The sequence below is a fragment of the Sulfitobacter sp. 1A13353 genome (assembly GCF_043557255.1).
GTDB lineage: Bacteria > Pseudomonadota > Alphaproteobacteria > Rhodobacterales > Rhodobacteraceae > Sulfitobacter > Sulfitobacter faviae.
Map to the genome: position 1 here is coordinate 104,501 of NZ_JBIFFS010000004.1, position 18,665 is coordinate 123,165.

General features: G+C 56.5%; 23 protein-coding genes. 10 read left to right on the forward strand and 13 right to left on the reverse strand.

Annotation, left to right across the window (positions count from 1 at the left end):
• Positions 1–4: 4 nt before the first annotated feature.
• Positions 5–1,093: a hypothetical protein gene (locus tag ACGYLO_RS11120; protein WP_394376511.1), complete on the reverse strand. Its 1,089-nt coding sequence runs from the start codon at positions 1,091–1,093 to the stop codon at positions 5–7.
• An 84-nt stretch (positions 1,094–1,177) separates the two neighbouring features.
• Between ACGYLO_RS11120 and ACGYLO_RS11125 the strand changes: the two genes are divergently transcribed.
• From ACGYLO_RS11125 to ACGYLO_RS11135, 3 genes are all read left to right on the forward strand, one after another.
• Positions 1,178–2,092 carry an LEM-3-like GIY-YIG domain-containing protein gene (locus tag ACGYLO_RS11125; protein ID WP_394376512.1) on the forward strand — a complete coding sequence of 305 codons (915 nt, stop codon included), beginning with the start codon at positions 1,178–1,180 and terminating at the stop codon, positions 2,090–2,092.
• A gap of 148 nt (positions 2,093–2,240) precedes the next feature.
• Positions 2,241–2,960: a hypothetical protein gene (locus tag ACGYLO_RS11130; protein WP_394376513.1), complete on the forward strand. Its 720-nt coding sequence runs from the start codon at positions 2,241–2,243 to the stop codon at positions 2,958–2,960.
• A 51-nt stretch (positions 2,961–3,011) separates the two neighbouring features.
• Positions 3,012–3,377: a hypothetical protein gene (locus ACGYLO_RS11135; protein WP_273055648.1), complete on the forward strand. Its 366-nt coding sequence runs from the start codon at positions 3,012–3,014 to the stop codon at positions 3,375–3,377.
• Positions 3,378–3,409: 32 nt separating this feature from the next.
• Here the strand turns inward: ACGYLO_RS11135 and trpS are convergent, their stop codons facing one another.
• The 6 genes from trpS to ACGYLO_RS11165 all read right to left on the reverse strand — a co-directional run bounded on the left by trpS (position 3,410) and on the right by ACGYLO_RS11165 (position 8,338).
• Complete coding sequence (gene trpS / locus ACGYLO_RS11140) at positions 3,410–4,546, reverse strand: tryptophan--tRNA ligase (RefSeq protein ID WP_273055650.1); 1,137 nt, start codon at positions 4,544–4,546, stop codon at positions 3,410–3,412.
• Positions 4,547–4,759: 213 nt separating this feature from the next.
• Positions 4,760–4,948: a hypothetical protein gene (locus ACGYLO_RS11145; RefSeq protein WP_394376514.1), complete on the reverse strand. Its 189-nt coding sequence runs from the start codon at positions 4,946–4,948 to the stop codon at positions 4,760–4,762.
• Complete coding sequence (locus ACGYLO_RS11150) at positions 4,926–6,767, reverse strand: tetratricopeptide repeat protein (protein ID WP_394376515.1); 1,842 nt, start codon at positions 6,765–6,767, stop codon at positions 4,926–4,928. Before ACGYLO_RS11150 ends, ACGYLO_RS11145 begins: the two co-directional genes overlap by 23 nt.
• 174 nt (positions 6,768–6,941) lie before the next feature.
• Positions 6,942–7,406 (reverse strand): hypothetical protein, encoded by a 465-nt coding sequence (locus tag ACGYLO_RS11155; protein ID WP_394376516.1) that lies wholly within the window; start codon positions 7,404–7,406, stop codon positions 6,942–6,944.
• Between the two features lie 72 nt (positions 7,407–7,478).
• Positions 7,479–7,814: a hypothetical protein gene (locus tag ACGYLO_RS11160; protein WP_394376517.1), complete on the reverse strand. Its 336-nt coding sequence runs from the start codon at positions 7,812–7,814 to the stop codon at positions 7,479–7,481.
• A gap of 167 nt (positions 7,815–7,981) precedes the next feature.
• Positions 7,982–8,338, reverse strand: a complete 357-nt coding sequence (locus tag ACGYLO_RS11165; RefSeq protein WP_394376518.1) for a hypothetical protein — start codon at positions 8,336–8,338, stop codon at positions 7,982–7,984.
• A gap of 227 nt (positions 8,339–8,565) precedes the next feature.
• Between ACGYLO_RS11165 and ACGYLO_RS11170 the strand changes: the two genes are divergently transcribed.
• Positions 8,566–9,450 carry a hypothetical protein gene (locus tag ACGYLO_RS11170; protein WP_394376519.1) on the forward strand — a complete coding sequence of 295 codons (885 nt, stop codon included), beginning with the start codon at positions 8,566–8,568 and terminating at the stop codon, positions 9,448–9,450.
• Here the strand turns inward: ACGYLO_RS11170 and ACGYLO_RS11175 are convergent.
• Complete coding sequence (locus ACGYLO_RS11175; RefSeq protein ID WP_394376520.1) at positions 9,434–9,883, reverse strand: hypothetical protein; 450 nt, start codon at positions 9,881–9,883, stop codon at positions 9,434–9,436. The genes ACGYLO_RS11170 and ACGYLO_RS11175 overlap by 17 nt on opposite strands.
• Before the next feature lie 216 nt (positions 9,884–10,099).
• Between ACGYLO_RS11175 and ACGYLO_RS11180 the strand changes: the two genes are divergently transcribed.
• On the forward strand, positions 10,100–10,327 hold the full coding sequence (locus ACGYLO_RS11180; protein WP_394376521.1) for a hypothetical protein: 228 nt from the start codon (positions 10,100–10,102) through the stop codon (positions 10,325–10,327).
• Positions 10,305–10,979, forward strand: a complete 675-nt coding sequence (locus tag ACGYLO_RS11185; protein ID WP_394376522.1) for a hypothetical protein — start codon at positions 10,305–10,307, stop codon at positions 10,977–10,979. The genes ACGYLO_RS11180 and ACGYLO_RS11185 overlap by 23 nt, the downstream gene beginning before the upstream one ends.
• A gap of 61 nt (positions 10,980–11,040) precedes the next feature.
• Here the strand turns inward: ACGYLO_RS11185 and ACGYLO_RS11190 are convergent, their stop codons facing one another.
• Positions 11,041–11,859 (reverse strand): hypothetical protein, encoded by an 819-nt coding sequence (locus tag ACGYLO_RS11190; protein WP_273055663.1) that lies wholly within the window; start codon positions 11,857–11,859, stop codon positions 11,041–11,043.
• A 253-nt stretch (positions 11,860–12,112) separates the two neighbouring features.
• Between ACGYLO_RS11190 and ACGYLO_RS11195 the strand changes: the two genes are divergently transcribed.
• On the forward strand, positions 12,113–13,105 hold the full coding sequence (locus ACGYLO_RS11195) for a hypothetical protein (RefSeq protein ID WP_394376523.1): 993 nt from the start codon (positions 12,113–12,115) through the stop codon (positions 13,103–13,105).
• 1 nt (position 13,106) lies between these two features.
• Here the strand turns inward: ACGYLO_RS11195 and ACGYLO_RS11200 are convergent, their stop codons facing one another.
• The 4 genes from ACGYLO_RS11200 to ACGYLO_RS11215 are packed head-to-tail and all read right to left on the reverse strand — an operon-like array spanning position 13,107 to position 15,102.
• Entirely contained in the window at positions 13,107–13,277 is a 171-nt protein-coding gene (locus ACGYLO_RS11200; protein WP_273055667.1) for a hypothetical protein, read from the reverse strand.
• 15 nt (positions 13,278–13,292) lie between these two features.
• Positions 13,293–13,970 carry a hypothetical protein gene (locus tag ACGYLO_RS11205; protein ID WP_394376524.1) on the reverse strand — a complete coding sequence of 226 codons (678 nt, stop codon included), beginning with the start codon at positions 13,968–13,970 and terminating at the stop codon, positions 13,293–13,295.
• Between the two features lies 1 nt (position 13,971).
• A complete protein-coding gene (locus tag ACGYLO_RS11210) occupies positions 13,972–14,586 on the reverse strand; it encodes a hypothetical protein (RefSeq protein WP_394376525.1) in 615 nt (204 codons plus the stop codon).
• A gap of 6 nt (positions 14,587–14,592) precedes the next feature.
• Positions 14,593–15,102, reverse strand: a complete 510-nt coding sequence (locus ACGYLO_RS11215; RefSeq protein ID WP_394376526.1) for a hypothetical protein — start codon at positions 15,100–15,102, stop codon at positions 14,593–14,595.
• Between the two features lie 315 nt (positions 15,103–15,417).
• Here ACGYLO_RS11215 and thrS point away from each other — a divergent pair, with 315 nt between their 5' ends.
• From thrS to ACGYLO_RS11230, 3 genes are all read left to right on the forward strand, one after another.
• Positions 15,418–16,692, forward strand: coding sequence for a threonine--tRNA ligase (thrS, locus tag ACGYLO_RS11220; RefSeq protein ID WP_394376845.1), 1,275 nt, complete (start codon positions 15,418–15,420; stop codon positions 16,690–16,692).
• 207 nt (positions 16,693–16,899) lie between these two features.
• Positions 16,900–17,853 (forward strand): SPFH domain-containing protein, encoded by a 954-nt coding sequence (locus ACGYLO_RS11225; protein WP_273055672.1) that lies wholly within the window; start codon positions 16,900–16,902, stop codon positions 17,851–17,853.
• Between the two features lie 115 nt (positions 17,854–17,968).
• A complete protein-coding gene (locus ACGYLO_RS11230; protein ID WP_273055674.1) occupies positions 17,969–18,613 on the forward strand; it encodes a hypothetical protein in 645 nt (214 codons plus the stop codon).
• The last annotated feature ends 52 nt before the right edge of the window (positions 18,614–18,665 follow it).

The window sequence follows — 18,665 nt, forward strand, 5'->3', positions numbered from 1 at the left end:
TTTATCAGTCCTCGATGAGATTATCTTCCCTCGGGTCATCCCGGTCTGAAGGCTGGTCGGCCGCGCGGTTTTGCCGGGCTTGTAGAAGCTCATCATAGGTCTGTACCGGAGAATACTCCAAACAGTTCGTGGCCTTGTTGATCCCCGTCGGTAAGATCTTTCCGCGTTGTTTGAAGCAGACCATGGGCTGACGTGTTGAATTGCTGATGGCGCCGTAGCGACACTGCAAACAGGTCCGGGCGTTGACCCCACCCTCGTAATGCGCGGCTTTTAAAAAGGCATCGATCCGCTCGACGGGTCTGAGGCCCCGCATCTTATCGGTGACCACCTCCCAATGTACGATGCTGCTGCGCGCGAGGATTTTCTTGAACCGCTGGCGGCTCTGGGAGGTCATCTGCACCTTGCCGCTGCGGTAGATGATGAAGACCGTCTCCTCCTTTGGGCAAGCGGAGCACCGGTCGACAAAGCGTTCGGACAGCGGAGACAGATTGAAGCCGCGGCCGCGGTCGCTGTCGATCGTTATCCCGGTCCTGAGCCGAGCGATGTCCTTCTCCGAAGAGACCTTCGTTTCCAGTATGGGTAGGCCGCTGGCCAACTTCTCAGGCGCGCAGGGGTGAGAGACTTCGATCTCGATGAGCAAGCGTGCGCCCTCTCCTTCCTTTGTCAGCAGTACATCTGCGATGAAACCCCCGACGCCGACCTCCTCTGCGGCGGTATCGAGCCAATGTGTAAGATCAAAGACCTCTGGTGCTTCGGGCTTGCTGCAGCCATCCGGGAAGAGATCTGCGGCCGACATGCACCGCACCTTGCGGTTGCGGGTGAGCTTGTATGGCCGTCCCTCCCGGCACGCCGCGGTAAAACCTGCCACCACAGCCAGTTTGGCGGCGCGGTGCAGATAGGTCTCATGGGAGCAATAAATCTCAGCATCCGACATATGGCGGAAGTGATGAACGCGGATCTTGCCGAGCACGGGCAGCATGCCATTGCCGCAGCCCAGACAGGTATAGGGCCCGCGGGCGTTGCGATCCTCAGCTGTCAGATCTTCCACGTCGACCAGATCGCCATGCGTATTGGTACAGAACCGCGCCTTCATTTGTGCTGAGACCTCCCCTGCCCTTGCCAAAACCATTGCAGATTACCAATCTGGCGGCAAATGCAACGGGATGGGATCTAAAGAATGGTTGGTGACGCGGACCTGAATCGAGAGGCGCCCTTCGATAACAATATCACCGACGCGCTGGGCCTATATGTCTATGCCCTCTTCGATCCGCGAGACGGCTCCCCTTTCTATGTGGGCAAAGGTGGCGGCCGGCAAGGCAACGATCGCGTTCTGCACCATTTCTTGGAAGCCAGGGAAGATATGAAGCGTGAATCTGATCCCAATGACAAGGAACGCGCCAAGCTCAAAAGGATCCAAGAAATATGGGGCGCCGGTCTCGAGGTTGAATGGAAGATCATGCGCCGCAAACTGCGGGATGAGGCGGAAGCACTGAATGTAGAAGCCGCCTTGATAGATGCATTCGCCGCCTGTGGCCACATCCTCACCAACATCCAAGGCGGCCACAGGAGTGGCCATCAAGGGCTGATTGCGGGGAATGCGCTAAGGGAATTCGCAGCACCTCCAATCACCGGACAAGATTTCCCGGCCGAGCTGCGCAACCGACCGATCTTTATCTTCAACATCGGCACCAAGGTCAGCAGGATGTGGAAGAAGATCGACCGGATCAAAAACCCTAAAGAACGACCTGACTACGTCAAAGCAACACAATGTTGCTGGAAACTGGGGCCCTATTGGCCAAATCAGCGTGATGCCATCGCCATGGGGGTCGTGGCTGGCATCAGCCGCTCCGCAATAGGCATTGCTGATTGGACGCCCTGTACAGATGACCCGGAGCGGTGGCAGATCACGCCGACGGAATTAGATCCTGAAATCCACCAAGTGGTGGTGAACAGAAAATTCAGCGCGCTTCTTGAGCCAGTCAAAGGGTATCTGCAGCTCGGCGGATTTACCGTCATAGAAATCTCAGACGAGGGCGAATGTACTTTCCTTCGTGGTTCTAAATCGTCACAGAAGGCTGGCTCCAGCGGCTGAAATTGGCGGATCAGGAATACCTGCACAACAGGATTTCTGGACCGGGAACACCAGTTCCCTCATTACTTTGCGAAAAACCGATCAGTAATAGTATTTCACAAACCAAGAATTATGTGTCTTTATCGCTATGAGCGATATTGGAGAGACCATGCAGTACAGTGACAAACAAATGAAAGACGGACGGGCTCGCCTCAAGCGCCTGCTACCAGAGGCCCGGGCCTATGCGCGTAAGGCGATGCGCAATCCAGATATTCAGATGCAGATTAATACGGCAAAGGGAATGGCCACGCAGCGGTTTATCCGGGCCGACAACTTCCGTGCATTGGTGGTCTACCGAACACCCAGAGGTTGGTACGCAGACCTCTTGCTGAAACAGGTTCCCCCTGGCGTTTCTGATGTCATGGGCACTCCTATGAGTATGCCCCACGAAACCCGAGAGGAAGCCGAAGAGGCCGCGGTCCACATCCTGCAGTCCATGTGCTTGCAATCGATCATGAACGAGGGCCTCGTGAGTGACGGGTCAAAAGCCGATGTGCGACCCTTCAAGCTCTTCAACATCTCGATGCCATTGCCCGGCGAGGCCGTTGATCTATGCGTCCCAGTGATGGCGATCACGGGCCAGACGGTAATGGAAGCGCGGACCTATGCATTGAGCCGTCTTGAAGAAGCCTGCGCGCGCATCGGCATCGATGAGACCACAACTATTGAGGACATGGCAGATAAGCCGGATGCAGATCATGAAGAGATTTTTCGCCTTTGTTGCATGACGGCCGCGACCAACTGCATCGAATTTCCGGTGTCGGAATGGGCCGCCGAGGAGGTGCTCGATGATCCGAAGGATGGTTCCGCCCCATCCGCTGAACTTTGAAGGCGCTCCACTTTTCGCAAAATCACTTCTTAATCTTGCAGGATATATTTGATGAAGCAGACGATTACAGCCCGCATTACCTTCGATCCAAGCCACCGGCTGGACTCCGAGAATGAATATGACCCCGAAGTCGATCTGACCAGCATCATGGATTACGGCCGCGATCGCTTCAACGTCGACAGCTATTCCATCATCTCTGTCGCTCCCGCCGTAGAGGCGGAGGCCAAGCAGGAGGATGCCGATCGGGGAGATCAGCAGTTCACCGTGGTAATCAGCACCCAAACCCGTGCGGCGAATGCCCAAGAAGCGCTGACCATTGCGCTGGCGCAAATCTCCGATGGATCGGCCTACGCCGAGGTTAAATCAGATGATGGCGGAGCTGAGGAAGGCACACTCTCTGAGCTCTTAGAGCAATAGGCGCCCTCCTCACGTCGCAACCCTGCAGCTATTCAGGCAGAGAAGCGCGCGCGCGACGCTGACAGGGCGTCCACGAGCCCTTCATGGACCTGTCCCGCCTCGCAGTCCTCTCCCAAGCTCACGAGCTCTGAGAGCGCCGCAGAGCGCCCAGGACGACCCTCTAAGCCAAAGGCGCGGCGCACGTCCGCCAAAGTCTCCATGGTGAGCACATGGGCGCGCTTGCGGCCTTCTTCGAGGATATGGTCTACCAACTCGATATCAGCTGCGGCTTCGGCGCGCCGCGCCCGCATGGGCGCCAGCATCTCTTGCAAGATCCCGTCCAGACGCCGCTTCAATACCATGTCGCCGAGCCCACCGGCGCGGTACTGATCCTTGAGGTCCGCTACAGCACCGCTGTCTGGATCAAAAGCATCGAGCATGGCAAAGACCACATTGCCCTCGACCTTGCCGGGGTCCGAGACCTTCAGATGGCCTGGATCGGTGAACATGCGCATGACAGCCGCGCGGATCTCTTCCGGGCTGTCGCGCAGCGCGATGGCATTGCCGGCGGATTTGGACATCTTGCCTGCCCCGTCGATGCCCGGCAGCCGCGGCGCGTTGCTCTGCATCAAGGTTGGAGAGACCAGGACCTTGCGCCCAGCCATGCGGTTCACCTTCCCCGTGATCTCACCGGTGATCTCGACAAGCGGCGCTTGGTCGGCGCCTGCGGGCACGATGTCTGCGCCGAAGGCGGTGATGTCGGCCGCCTGGCTGACCGGGTAGCAAAGAAAGCCCGCCGGGGTGCCATCGCCGAAGCCGCGCTGGGTGATCTCTTCACGGATCGTGGGAATGCGCATCAGACGCGGCACGGTGACCAGGTTCATATAGAGCATGGTCAGCTCGTTGAGTGCGGGCAGATCGGACTGGCGCACGATGGTCACCCGCTCAGGGTCGATGCCGGCCGCGATGTAATCAAGCACCACCTCGCGCACATTGGCCGCCACATCTGCGGCGCGCCCGGCGTTGTCCGTCAGCGCCTGCATGTCGGCGACCAGGATGGTCACGTCGTTCTTGTCCTGCAGGGCGACGCGCGCCTGAAGGGTCCCGGCGAGATGGCCGAGATGCAGCGCACCGGTGGGCCGGTCGCCGGTGAGGATGGTTCTGCCTTCGAGGGTGGAGAGATCTTGCATGGTCTTGTCCTTTATGGAGAGAGGACAGCCGCATGATGGGAAGGGTCTTTCAGGACATCTCAAGCCGCATCACGCGGCCGGTCCTGGGGTTGGTCACAGGAATTGGGCCGCCTCAGAGAGGCAGCCACCAATTGATCGCGCAGATGGGTTTATCCTGTTTCATACGTCAATCCTAGAAAGCCTGGCGCATAAAGGCAATGCGAAAAGTAGCGATCACCCCATAAAACCCCTTAGAGCCACGACATCGACATCGTCTTTATCCTTTGGTGCCGGATCATTTTCTGGTTCCTTGAACGGATCAGCAGCGCGCATTTCCTTCGGCGCTACTGTAGGATCCTCGGCGCCGAAAGGATCATTCACTGGGGTATTCAATGCCTCTTTAAGACGGTTGATGAATTCCATCGGATGCTACCTCTTGATTAACTTCAATGTCAGGGGCGCCTACCTTTTTGAAAGGATTTCGAGCCCTCGCCTCTTCAAAGATCATCGCCATATTTCTGTCGAGCTCCCGTTTCGATTTGGGCGCGTCCTCTTTCTTGGCGGCACTGAAAGGATCAGAAACCCCACTGAACTCGATGGGTCGTGTCGCACTCACCTCCATCGTGAACGTCTTCGTATCAGAGGAGATCTCAGAAAAGACCAATGGGTCAGCAAGTGTGTACAAATCCTGGCGCGCGTAATGAATACTGCGCATATCCTTTTGATAGGACTTATACGACTTCGCATATGAGGCGCTGAGAGCATCCCGCGCACCTCTTGAAGCCTCAGCGAAAGCCGCTCTGAACTTCGAGGACACTTCGTCTGTCACTCTGACAATCTCGTTGCGCAGATATATCTTTCCTGCGTCTTTATCCCCGTTCGAACCCATTCTTTTAAAACGGTCACTGATCCGCTCAGTCAGAGTTCGATCAGGCAGATCAGCCATCTTATGGTAGTCGTTCAAGTTGCCTTCGAACGTCACATCCCCCTCATAGTTGACAACCTCAGACATCAGATTATCACCGACCAAATCCTCAATTTTTCTGATGCCGTGGACAAGATCGATCGCAACTTCGCTGACGTCCAAGAGACCGGAATTATCCAGGTCCTCGCGAATCTCGAGCAGCTTTTCCTGATGTATAGAAATGCTATCATGGTACCGCGTGTCTGGCTGGGCATCGAGAGCGATGTGTTGATTATAAAAGCCGGTATTCAACCGCCTCTTGAAGTTCCAATCAACCTCCCCGCCATCCTTCGGCGCGGCGTTTTGCAGAAATCCATCAATATCGATGCTCTTTGCGGTTTTAAAAATCTTCGCTCTTTCTGCGGACCGCAAATCGACCTCTTCTTTCTGAGATGTCAGAAACCGGTCCATGCGATTGAGCTGCTTGTAGATTTTACTCTTATCCCACGCGACCTCAGCATCAAGAACTTCGATGCATTGATCACTGTGTTTGCGGCAAATCGGATCGACGCTGGCATGAATAGCAGTTGACCAATCGAAGGCCAGAGCCAGCTTCATGGCATTCTGTGCCTCTGCCGTATTTCCTGTGGCGAAATGGCAGCGCGCCTTCAGGAAGGAGCATTCCGCCCTCTCCTGCTCCGATGCAGACCTGTCTTTGTCTACGATTTGTTCGTAGAGATCGGCGCTCGCTTGCATATCTCCATTCAGAGACAAAGCGAAGGCGAGGTTCTTCTTCAGTGAGGTGGGGTTCTCACTGTGAGAATTTTCCACCGCGTATTGGAGATCTTGCAAAGCCCCTTCTGGGTCGAGCAACTTCACCTCATCGGTATCCCACACCCCCAAACGCATCATGCCACGCAGCTCATGGGCTTCCGGTGTCTTTGGCATCGCGTCATTGGCGAAGGTCTCATTCATGTAATCCGACGCCTTGGCGACCTCATCGATTTTCAGCAGGTGGGCCACATGTGCGATGCGCTGATTGGTATAGATTTCCTCAGGGCTGCGAACGCCGACCGGTTGCTCGTCCATGACCACATCCCCCTTTTTAGGGTGCGTCATAGAATTACGCTTATACTCTGGCTGGATGAAGGCATCTTGCGCGTTCAGCTCATAGACGCCTGGCTTCACCAGGGTGGCTTTGGCGTCGAGGTGGTCTCGATAGACATTGCCAAGACCATGGACCATATCAGCTTGCATGCGAACCGCATCTACGGGCTGAGGGGTTTCTCCGCGGACACGCGCTTCAATATTCAGGCGGGTGATAAAATCAATATCCATTGGACGTCCTTACTGTTGGTTAGCCCAATTATCGCATACTGATATGAAAGGACTAACAGGTCATTCCACTGTTTGGGTACCACGACCGGATTATGCAGTCAGCCCTGCACGCAAAGTAAAACCCGGCACGATGGCCGGGTTTTACTGATGTCGTATTACTTGCGAGTTGGTAAATCAGATGGCGTCTTCCGGAGCAGTCGAAACCACTTCGGTCGAGGGTGCGGCCTCTTTCAGCATCTTAACGCCACCGTAAAGCGCCACACCGGCGCCGATGAAATAGACCGGCATTCCGAAGCTGGCTAACTGCATGAGTTCGCCCAATCCATTGACCGGCAGACCAGCGCTACTTGCGGCAGAGTTGAGCCGGAACATGGTGATTATGGCGAGCGCAAACGGCAAAGCGCCGGCCGCGACAGCCAGTCGCGCATCGAGGCTCCCTTTGGCCGCTACGCCGCAGGTTACTGCAGCCAGGATGAAACTGCCGATGAAGAGCAGAATGCCAAAGGTCATCATGTCAGTGCCTGCTTTTAACAAGTAGCTCGGGGAAAAGCTCCCCAGCCAGGTACTGACCCAGGGGAGGAAGAAGCTGATGGCCGTCGCAGCCGTACCGCCAATGATGAGTTTGGTGTTCTTATCCATTTTTCGTATTCCTTTTGCGCAATGGAAGATTAAGCGAAGAACCGGGGCGGCATCGCCACCCCGGCAGAAAGGTCAGCAGCTTTGATATGTGCTGACATAGCCACGGGTGTAGATCATCAGGTCGTCCCCATCCTTGCCGATGAGTACACGCTCGGACCAGGTCGACCCTTCGCCGCTGCACGTCTTATCATATAGCTTTGCCTCAGGCATGCCGCGCAGCGATGTCGGGTTCTCCAAAGTACAGGTGGACTCGATAAAAGAGATGCGATTTCCAGTAATTTTGACTTGAGTTTCTGGATAGGCACCACTGCAATGTTGCGGGTTGCTCGCCCAAACACCTTGGATGGATACAGCTGAAGCTGGCAAAGCGAGAAGGCTCACGACGGAAGCGAGAATGAGGTTGCGCATAAATACTCCTTGGTTGCGTACTGCCGATATCGCGGCAGCCGTACCTGCATGACAGGTTACGCAAGAGTATTTCTGTTTGATACGAACAGAAAGCCCTAAATTCTGTTAATTCGCAGACCTTTTCATGTCCAATATGCGCCACCTCACCATATTTAGGGAGCCAAGGCTTAATGCCGTTCATCCGGTCGAATGATTTCTAGCGACGCTTGAACGGCAAGAAGACGGTCTGACTGTTTTCTAAGCTCCTGCGCGATTTCGCCAATGAGGTCATAGTGGTGTTGATCGATGGTCTTGCCGTTGTGCCAATATTTCGCCGGCTCCGTGCAGAGCAGCTCAAGACTAAAGGTATCGCTGCCAAACTCTTCCCCATCAATGAACACGGTGATGCTGGGGTCCTTGCCGTGCCAACCGGTTAAGAAGTCGAACATATACCCCTCTGAGCGCATTTTAAGCACTTCTTCCTTGTAGGATTTCGCGATCCGCTCGAGCATCCATTCGGGGATATCAAATCTCTCTTCGGCCATCATTCCACTCCTTTGTCAGTCCAATGATGGTCATGTCACGCAAGGCCTCCAGCCACTGCAAGCGGCAATTTTGCCGTGCGACAGCATGGGTCAGCATGCGACAGAAAAAACTTCGAGGGTGCCGCTAGAACTGTTCCCGGAGTCCTTCCAGAAGCGTGACAGACCTTGCGAAAACACATACCGTATAACGAATCATCTTGAGGTTTGTGACGCTAGGTTGGGGGATCATGGCAAATCTGGAACATCTTGCAGACGGCGATCGGGCCCGGGTTATTTTTAACCCGCCCCGGTTTGAGAACAGCATCGAGATCAGTTCCGCCGAAGGGCCAGTGCTCGCGGTCGCGGGCATGCGCTACATCCAAGACGAAACCCACCGCCGTGCCTGGGCCATGCCGACAATTCTCGATCTGGCAGGTGCGGATGTAGAGAGCGTCGAAGTGCTGGAAGCGGCCGATGAGATCGCGTGCCGCAAGGCGTGTGAGGCTCGGGGTGATCTTGTCTTCCCCGACCTTCCAGATGATCCGGTCGAGATCGAGGACGCCCTCGATCATCTCGCGGCCCTGATCGCACGCGAAACGGATACCCGGGTCATCCGCGGCCGGCAGAGCCAGTTACTGGCCCAGTTCAACGACATTGCCGAACACATTTCGCTCGCGGCCACGAAGCGAAAATATGTTCTCACCCGCGCCCTGACCGGGGGAGACTTCCATCCGTGGGAAACCCGGGACCCCCATGTCTTCCGCAACGGGACAGTGCGTCCCCTCCCGGCTGATTTCGAGTTGGAACCGGCGGCCCGTCGCGATCGGCCGCGGCGATTGGAGGAAGCGGTGCGTATTTTCGGTGAGGCGGAGCGTGAAGTGCGCAACCTATTGTCTGCACTCCGCGCCCAGGGGTTCGATGTGCGGCGCCCCCACCCCAATGCACAGGAGATCAGATCGCGGTACCGTCAAGGCCGCGCCTTTGTCGATCTGGGACTGGCACCGAATGCCAATGGGCTGTGGCAGGTCATTCAGATCGCCCCGGAGAACAAGACCAAAGCAGTTCTGCTGAGAAAAGTGTTGGCCCGCAGCGAAAAAGAGCGCCTGCAGACAGCCCTTATGGCGCTGGTGTAGGCGTCCCTTCTGGCCCTGTATGTGGCGATCGGCTCATCACGGGGCCTTCATCCATGAAAGAAGCTTCCGCGGGGATAAAGCCCCTCCTACTGTACCAGTCGGTCAGGTTCACTTCGTTGAGCCGGCCGGTAGGCACCACTTCCATGCGTAGGGCGACTTCGTGTTTGTCGGCCAGAGCACAGAGGGCCTCAAGCATGCGCGTGCCATGGCCCTGCCCCAGCATCGGGCGCCGGACCTTGATCAGGCTGACGCTGACCTCCTGGTCTTCGTGGATGTCCTCGAGACAGAAAGCCCCGATCTCCACGCCTTCATGGGCAAAACGGTAAAAGCCGTTCACATCCGGCCAAAGCGCATCTGCTTCAGCCAGGAAGGCTGCGGCCGGTGAGAGGTCATCATCAGCGGGCGCCGCGTCTTGCAGGTCGTAATGGGTCATAAGAACTCCGTAATCTGACGTTCCACCCAGCATAGCCCCTGCCCCTGAAAACCGGGCATCCTGGCCGGGGAGGATAATTTCAGTTATTCTTGGTCTTTTCATACAGTCTGTCCAAACTCGCGATTAAGAAGTCCCGCTTTAAAATTCGCATATCTTGTCTTGAAGTAGATAAGGGCCCACATAATATTGATAGAAGGATCACAGGGGGCATGAACGATGAGCTTTTCCAAAACCAAAGAGTTTCAGGAGATGAAGCGCAGCCTGCAAGAACGCAGCCAGGCGAGCCGCGAGGAGCATGCACAAGCCATGGCGGCCGCCGAGATCGAAAAGGAAGCAGACCTCTCGGGCAGCACACTTCTGTCTCCGGCGGAGTTCAAATTCGCGATGGCCACCGGTGTGGATCCGCAAGGAGCCTATACCGATGAGCGCGAGGAAGATCGCTAAGGTCGAGATTTCCAAACTCTTTTGGAAGGACCTCGCGAAAGCGCGGAACAACCCGGATTACTGGACGATCCGCAAACAGATCGGTGAGATGGTCAGCAAGGCCGCCGCGGGTGAGCCCGGCGGTGACAACCCCTTCTCCGGCAAGCGCTTTGCTGGCATCAGGCATATGCATGTGGCCGCCAAGCTCATCGTCTTCACCACCTACCCTGACGATGACACGATGCGGATCTGCGCGCTGAAGAAGCATGACTTCTATGGCTTCAAACGTGAACGCAAAGGCATGGCCGAGAAGGCCGCGCAAAAGATTTGGAACGCCTCAAACAGCCCGGCCGTACGCTCACCAGGATGGGGCTCGATCAAATGGTCTGACCCTGGCGAGATCCCGGGGCATCCGGAGCTGCCGGAATGCTCCTCCGAGACGCTCAACGCGCTTTATCAGGAGGTTCTTGATGAGATCGACAGTCTGGAGAAGCTCGACGCGCAAATCTCAGGCATGTCGAACCGGACCGGTCAGCGTGTCGCGGAATCCTGGATCGAAAGCCTGATCGAGGCACAGGAGGCTGTGGAGATGCAGATCCTGAAGCAGGCGCGCCGCAAGCCTGATGCATTGCCTGTGGCGGAGTTTGAAAGATGGGCAATATCACCCAACTGAATGACAAAGGGCACCCCCAACCATATGGATCGAGGGTGCCCTTTGTTTTCTTTCGCTGCCTTTAACTGGCCACGTCTTCAACCTTACCGTTGAACAGTTCGTGCTCGTTCCAACCATGGAACTCGAGATTGCGTTCCTTCTTGGTCTTAATAACCTTGGTTTCGCGGTGGGTGCGTTTTGCCTCCCAAGCGGCCGCCATGGTTTCCATCAGAAGGCCGCGCTGGATCGAACGCGAAGCGGTGTGCGCGCGGATCAGCCGCTCACGCAAGGCAATAGCGGGGTCATTGTTCTGCGCGGGAATGCCGGAGATCATCGTTTCAACAAAGGCATCAGCTTCTTCTTTGTAGCCCGTGTAGCAGCCAATATAATGGAGCGCCGACAAGAAGCTGGCGGGCATGACTGCGCTTTTTACCGAAATGCGAACAGACTCAACGATGCCAGGATGCGCGGAATATACCGAAAACAATTCATTGGATGTCAGGCCCCCGCGCGGCGTATTTTTCGCAACACAGCACATAACGTTGAGGGCGGCGCTGACAGAATTCGCGTATTTCACACCCTCCATCGTCAACCGCTGCCCGTTTGTGCGCTTCATGCCAGAGTCGATTGTTTTGATCGATTCACGCGGAAGGCCGCGCACCAATAGCATGTTGTGATATGTCCCGGATGCGACAATAGCTGAAAGGCGGTGCTGGCCGTCCAGAAGGGTCCCGTCAGTGTCGAAACGGATCGGGTCCCCATTCATCTGGTACCTGCCTGCCTTCATGTCACGCGCGATGGTGTCCACATGGCTACGGTTGATAGGTCGGTTAATCGTGTTGCCAACGAGCATTGCTTGGGCGATTTCAGGGGTGATGATCTTGAATTCTGCAGTCGACATGTATCTCTCCATCGGATGACTATACAGCCTAGTTATCCGCTTTTTCGCAATGCGCAACTCCGTTGAGAATAATTAATGTAAATTTTCGCTAGAAGGCTTGAGGGCTTCGGCTTTCATCAAGGGTCAGGGCCCCTTGAATTGGGAATTTGACCATAGTCCTCCCCCTATCGTAGCGTTCCATCAACACGGCGGTTGATTATGACAAGCCTCGACCGGCCAACATGCTAATCAACATAGATTGAATGGATCACCTATGCCCAAATTCCTTGATGGATCCAAATTGCGCCAGCGCCTGCGAACTGAACTAAGACACTCAAAAAGCGCCGATATCGCAGTCGCCTTCTGGGGTGAAGGCGCGGCAGATGCGCTTGGCATCCAAGACGGAACCAAGTTACGGATCGTCTGCAACCTTATGAGCGGCGGCACGAACCCCAAAGAGATCAGCAAGCTTCAGAAACGTGGGGCTGAGGTTCATCAGCTGAATGATCTGCACGCAAAGATCGGCGTGATCGGAGACATGTCCTTCGTCGGTTCATCCAATATGTCTGCCAATGGCCTCGGCGCGGAAGGCAGCGCGGCACATTGGCAAGAGGCCAATGCCGTCTACAGCAAAGCCCGGCCCGAAATTGCAAAGATGTTCAACGCTTATTGGGAAGCTTCGAAGCCCATCACAAAAGAAGACCTCAGCGCAGCCACAGCGATTTGGGTAAACCGACAGCGCGGTAATGCCATGGTTGCGGCTAGGAAGGGCGATCGCGGCTTAATTGATGTTCTGCGCGCCGCGCCGGCCGAGCTTGATGCGCTCAATGTCCGGATGGTGGTATTCGATACGATGACTGATCCGGATGAGTTGGAAGTGCTCGATACGGCCGACCGACAAGCTCAGGAAATGTATGGACCCACTTTCTTAGTGTATTGGGACTGGGAGAGCATGGCGAAAGAGGCCCGGTCAGCATACCTCCTCTCCTTTGACTGGCCGGCACGCCGCGGGATCGCGCGGGGCACGCTTCTGCGCCGCAACACCGAGGAGTTTCCCGACTTTGAGCAAAACGGTAGCGTCTTCCACCCAGCCTACGCAGTCGACAGCATTGAAGGCATCACCGTCGATGCGGGCGATAAAGCCATTCTGCGCAAGGCATTCTCAGCCTATGTGAAAGACGGTGCGACAGGAGAAGAAGGTGAAGATCGTGCCTACAACTTTCCCATGTCGGAGTTGGCGCCCTATCTTCCACCGGCCAACAGCTGAGTCAGATACAGTTGCGCCAGGCGAGAGCAATGGATTGGCGCGCTGTTTCATCCAAGGCGCTCTCCTCACGGAAATTCCCCATTGAGCGCGGGGCATCCAAAGAAAACTCAACCTGAGTGGCAGATGAAAACCTGTCACTCAGACCGGTCATCGAGGCCCGGATCAGGATCATATCACCTTCAGGGAGCTATGGCCCCGCCATCTCGATGTCGTCGCTATCCTCAATAGATACGTCGGGCCCATCGAAGATCTCATGCAAGCGTTCCAGCACGATGTCGCGAAGTTCGGTCTCGCTCCGCGGCCGCGGGATATTCGGATGATGGATCGACTGACCGATCTGCGGGAATTCATCGGCAAGCTCCACCATGATCGCATCAATGGCGCTCAACCGATCATATACCCCATCTTCGATGCCCTTCTGGCCGGTGGCCACCAGCAATTTGAAGAAGAACTCAGCGTGGCGCGCGCCTTGGACGTTATCCAGCCAGCTGCCGCCGAGTGGCCAGTGGCCAAAGCTGTCGTGGCATCCCCTCATGACCTCATTGGGATCCAGGCCCAAGTCGATGAACTTCTCCTTTCGGTCCCAGTGGCGCATGAGGCGGTAGTGCAGATCGTACCCGTTCAGGCATCCGTACCGGCTCCCGTCCAGCGCAGCTTCACGGATCCGCGTCCCACAGTTCTTTGCTGATGTCTCGAAGTCTGCACCGTAGCCGCTGGGAGCAAAATCCGGGTCTGAAACTTGCTCGTAAAAGCCAGTATCCAACACTGCCCTGCCGCACGAAGTGGACCTGCAGATGATCGTGTCCGCAAAGTCATCCAGCGTACGCTTACCTGGCGAATAGTGCTTCTTGGAAAGCTGCATCATCTCATGGCTCCATTTCGCAGTCGTCGTCCTTCTCGCAGCTGTCTTCAGGTGAACCTCGGACGGGGCGCCAGTCGTCGCGCAGCCCTTTCTCCATCAGCTCAATTTTGTCCCAACCATCAAGCCGGACAAGGTAGCTGATCTCCCGATCGTCGAAGTCGCCAAAGCTCGTGCCTCGGGGCAACATGTGGTCCTTCTGAAACTGCTTTGGATGTTCCAGCCATTTCTCGACTTTGAGGGCAACGGCCGCGAGGGACTTGTGGAAGCCTTCCTTGTCGTGGATCTCTTCGCCGTTGCGATTGGAGAACTTGCTGAAGGCCTCACCGACGATGGTGTCGACCTTATCAAGCAGGATGGCCGAGGTCAGATACATCTCGATCTTGCCCTTGGGATCGTGCCCCTCTGCCAGAGCGTTCCAGGCCTTGGCCTCATCGAAGCGACGCCCTTCAAGACCCTCAAATGTTCCGAGTGTCCCGGCATCCCGGGCGCGCTGCATCGCTTTCACGACGAGCTCTTCACGCGCACAGCGGTGCAGGTAAACGCCGAAGGTGCGATCATAGGCATGCTCATGATCGAAGATCGGGTCGAAGAAGGCTTTGGTGATGAGTCTATCAGTCATATCAGATCACCAGGCAGGGCTGTCGTAGTCAGGTCGGGTATGCTCTGCAGAGATCTTTGGCCGACCAAAAGGATCGCTGACACTCAGCGGCGCGCACTTGATGTCCGTGTATCCGCAAGCTTTCTCAATGGCTAAGATGGCGCGCTCCGCGATGTCCTGTCCGGCGTTCTTCTTGTGCAGGCCGAGGACCCCACGAATTCCGCTGGTCTTTTGAATCTCTGCTTTCACTCCAGAGACAATCTCATCCCGGGCCGCGAAGCGGCGTTCAACCCCAGCCTCGGACTCATCTGAGATCTCAGAGATGCCGCGCCTGTCTTGCATGCCGAGATAGGAATGTTGGGACTCAATTGCGGATTTGATTTCCGACAGGGTTTTGACATCAATCGGTCCGGTGACCCTTTCGACGCCGACATGCTGGCTGACATCGAGAAGACCCTCGATTTGGCCTTGGCAGACATCAAGCTCGGACATCGTCTCTCGGATGCGGGTGGTCTTGCTGCGGAATGGGTTTTTCATTGCGGAACTCCTAATGCTTGAAGGAATTCTGCGCGGAGGGCACGAAAATTCAAACAACCAAGTGGCTCTCGCACATCCCATGAGATGTGCTGCCGCCCTCACTCCAGCACCGCTGGAGTGAGTATGCGAAAAAACGTTGACCGGATGCAATCTCTGGCTTACTTAGGCCTCATGATGAACATGATCGCCTCCACCACGACGACAACAACCACCCATCCCGGGCGGAGCGTTGTCGTGTGAGTTGATCTGATCAACATACCAGACTTTGAACCCCGCCACCGACGCGGGTTTTTTTATTGTCTCGCGTCCAATCTGATACCCCTCAAAAGGACCAAGACAATGAATAAGAACAGCCACCAAGACCTGAATATTCCACAAGAGCAAGGCATGGATCCTCTGGACCACCGCGTGCTCGCGCGCCGCCTCGATCTCTATCACATCGAGGAAGATGCCCCGGGCATGATCTACTGGCACGCTGCCGGCTGGCAGATCTACCGCGAGCTCGAAGACTACATCCGTGGCCGCATGCGCAGCCTGGGCTACGGCGAGGTGCGTTCGCCGCAGCTGCTGCCCCAGTCCCTCTGGGAGGCGTCAGGTCACTGGGAGAAGTTCGGCGAGAACATGTTCGCCGTGCCGGCGCGCGAGGAAGGCGGCCGGGACATGGCGCTGAAACCGATGAGCTGCCCTTGCCACCTGCAGATCTTCAACTCCGATCTGCGCTCCTGGCGCGATCTTCCGATGCGCATCGCCGAGTTTGGCCAGTGCCACCGCGACGAAGCCTCGGGCGCCATGCACGGGCTCATGCGCACCAAGGCCTTTGAGCAGGACGATGCCCATGTGATTTGCGACCCCGGTCAGGTCCGCGGCGAGGTGGCGCGCTTCGTTGAGCTGCTGAAGGAAGTCTATGCCGCTCTGGGCTTTGCTGAATTCGAGGTGGCGCTTTCGCTGCGCCCCGAAAAGCGCGCCGGCAATGATGCGGATTGGGATCACGCGGAGCAGGAACTGCTGGAAGCGGCCCTCTCCTGCGGGCTCGACCCGAAGCTGCAGCTCGGCGAAGGTGCCTTCTACGGGCCCAAGCTGGAGTTCGCGCTGCGCGACAAGAAAGGCCGCTCCTGGCAGTGCGGCACCATCCAGCTCGATATGGTCCTGCCAGGCCGACTGGGCGCATCCTATGTTGGCAAGGACGGTGCCAAACATGAGCCGGTGATGCTGCACCACGCTGTGTTGGGGTCCTTGGGGCGCTTCATTGGTATTCTGCTGGAGCATTGCGAAGGCCGCTTGCCCCTCTGGCTGGCGCCGGTACAGGTGGCGGTCCTGCCCATTGGGGATGATCAGCGCGACGCTGCTGTGGATGTCATGGACCAGCTGCGCGCCGCGGGGCTGCGCCCTGCCCTTTTTGATCAATCCGAAGGGCTCGGCCGCCGGATCGTCATGGTCCGCGATCAGTTGATCCCGGTTCAGATCGTGATTGGGAAACTGGAGGTGGAGCGTGGCGAAGTGATGCTGCAGATCGGCGGGGGCAAAGAGGCGCTGTCGCCAGCCGCGGCCATTGCGCGGATGGGTGAGCTTGTCGGGGTGCCGAAGGGGTGATGCATAGCAGGCCGCTGAGAGGCGGCCTGCCCTCTTTGATCAATCCGATAAATTTGCCTGTCGGAGTGTTGGGTGAGGTTTCGGTGGCGAGACATGGTCAACCATAAGTGTGGATAACCTATCGTATCTGCGAAAACCGAGATTGTAGGGTCTTATTTTGCTCATAGCTGAACCGCGAGTTAAACGCCCAACGCAAAGGTTCAACTAATGCTTATTTCCGCAACGGCGATCTATGTCGCCATCTTCACCGTCGTGTTTCTTCTGATGGCCTCATCGACCGTGGTTATCACGCAGCAACAACACGTTAAGATCATCTCGACCTTCGGCAGGTTCTCCTCCGTGAGAAAATCCGGCTTGTCGTTCAAAGCACCTTGGCCGTTCCAGGCGGCGTCGGAAAACTTTTCCCTGAAAATCCGCGAGATTTCCGAGGATGTGAACGTGAAATCCTCGGACAATGCCTTCGTGCTGGTGCCGATCCGGGTTCAATTCTGCGTCGACGAAAACACGGCCCAGGACGCCTTCTACAAGCTGAACAACCCTGAGGGCCAGATCCGGTCTTACGTCGTCAACCAGGTCCGCTCAACGGCCTCGAGCCTGTCGTTCAATCAGCTCTTTCAGGCGCGGGATACCTTCGAAGATGGTGTCGAAGGCACTCTGACTGAAAAGATGTCCGGTTTTGGCTTCCGGATCGAGAACGTGCTCGTCGATGATCCACAGCCCTCGGAGGACCTCCGCCAGGCATTCGACCGCGTCATCGCATCTGAGCGCCTGAAAGAAGCGGCGATCAATGAAGGTGAAGCTGCGAAAACCCTTTCGATTGCCAAATCGAAAGCAGAAGGTGAGGCGATGAACATCAAGGCCGAGGCCTATGCGTCCTTCCGTAAAAAGGTGGCCGAAGGCAACGCAGAAGCGCTGCAGGCCTTTGTGGGCAGCACCGGTCTTTCGGCCAGCGCCGGCCTCGACTTCTTTACCTCGATCAATGAGATGGAAGCCCTGCGCGACGCAGCATCTGCAGGTGGCAGTGTGGTCTTCGTGACAGCGGCCGCCAAAGAGACAAAGGACGCCTCTACCATGGGTATGATTGCCGCAGGACAGCAAGAGTCTGCTCCAGCTAAAAAAAGGATGCCCCGAAAGTCTGTTTCATCTCTGCAAAAGCCTTGATTGGATCAATATGATGATAAGGGCGCCAGGCAACTGGCGTCCTTTCTATTTCTGATATGCGTGTTTTTCGCAATGTGTTAGGGTAGTCAAAACCTCAGCCTCTAAGGATACCTTAATGACAGTACAGTCTTCCGGCCGCATGGCCTTTCCTGCCTACACCGGCGCGCGCTGCTACATGATGCCCTTCATTCAAGGCCGCCCGGAAAGCCTGCCGAAAGCCTATGCGGGTTACGGTGAAGTGGCGGAACGCTTCGCCCTGCCCGGCCAGGAAGGCGAGCTGGGTCTCATCACGATCGACGAAAGCATGGTCGCGGCTGGCGCCTCGCAGCGGGGCTATGGCGCCGGCGATCGTACGATCCATACCGAGGCCTGCCTTCGCGAAAGCCTGCTGACATGGGGACCAAGCTCGCCCACCTGGGGCGATGGGCCTGGATTTGTCGAGCTGGAGCGCGACACACGTGTGCTGATCGCCAACTCGATCCCGGACACCTGCATGATCTGGGACCTCGATGTCGAAGACACCACCCCGGACGGCGACCTGTCGTCGCGCGCCGCCGAGTTCCCGCGGACAACCGGGCGCATGATGGAAGCCGGTGAAGTGGTCGAGATCGGGATCTTTACGCCCCATGAGCCCATTGCACAGCCTGAGGCCGGGCCGCGGCAGTTCTTCCGCATCGTCGGCAAGGGCGTGCATGGTCGCGAAGAATATTTCACACGCAATCCAGTTCTGGAGAAACGTGTGGGTCTGTCACATCTTTAAGACATACCATTAAAAATAAAGCAGGGCTGCGTTCTTTCGCGCCCTGCCCCCA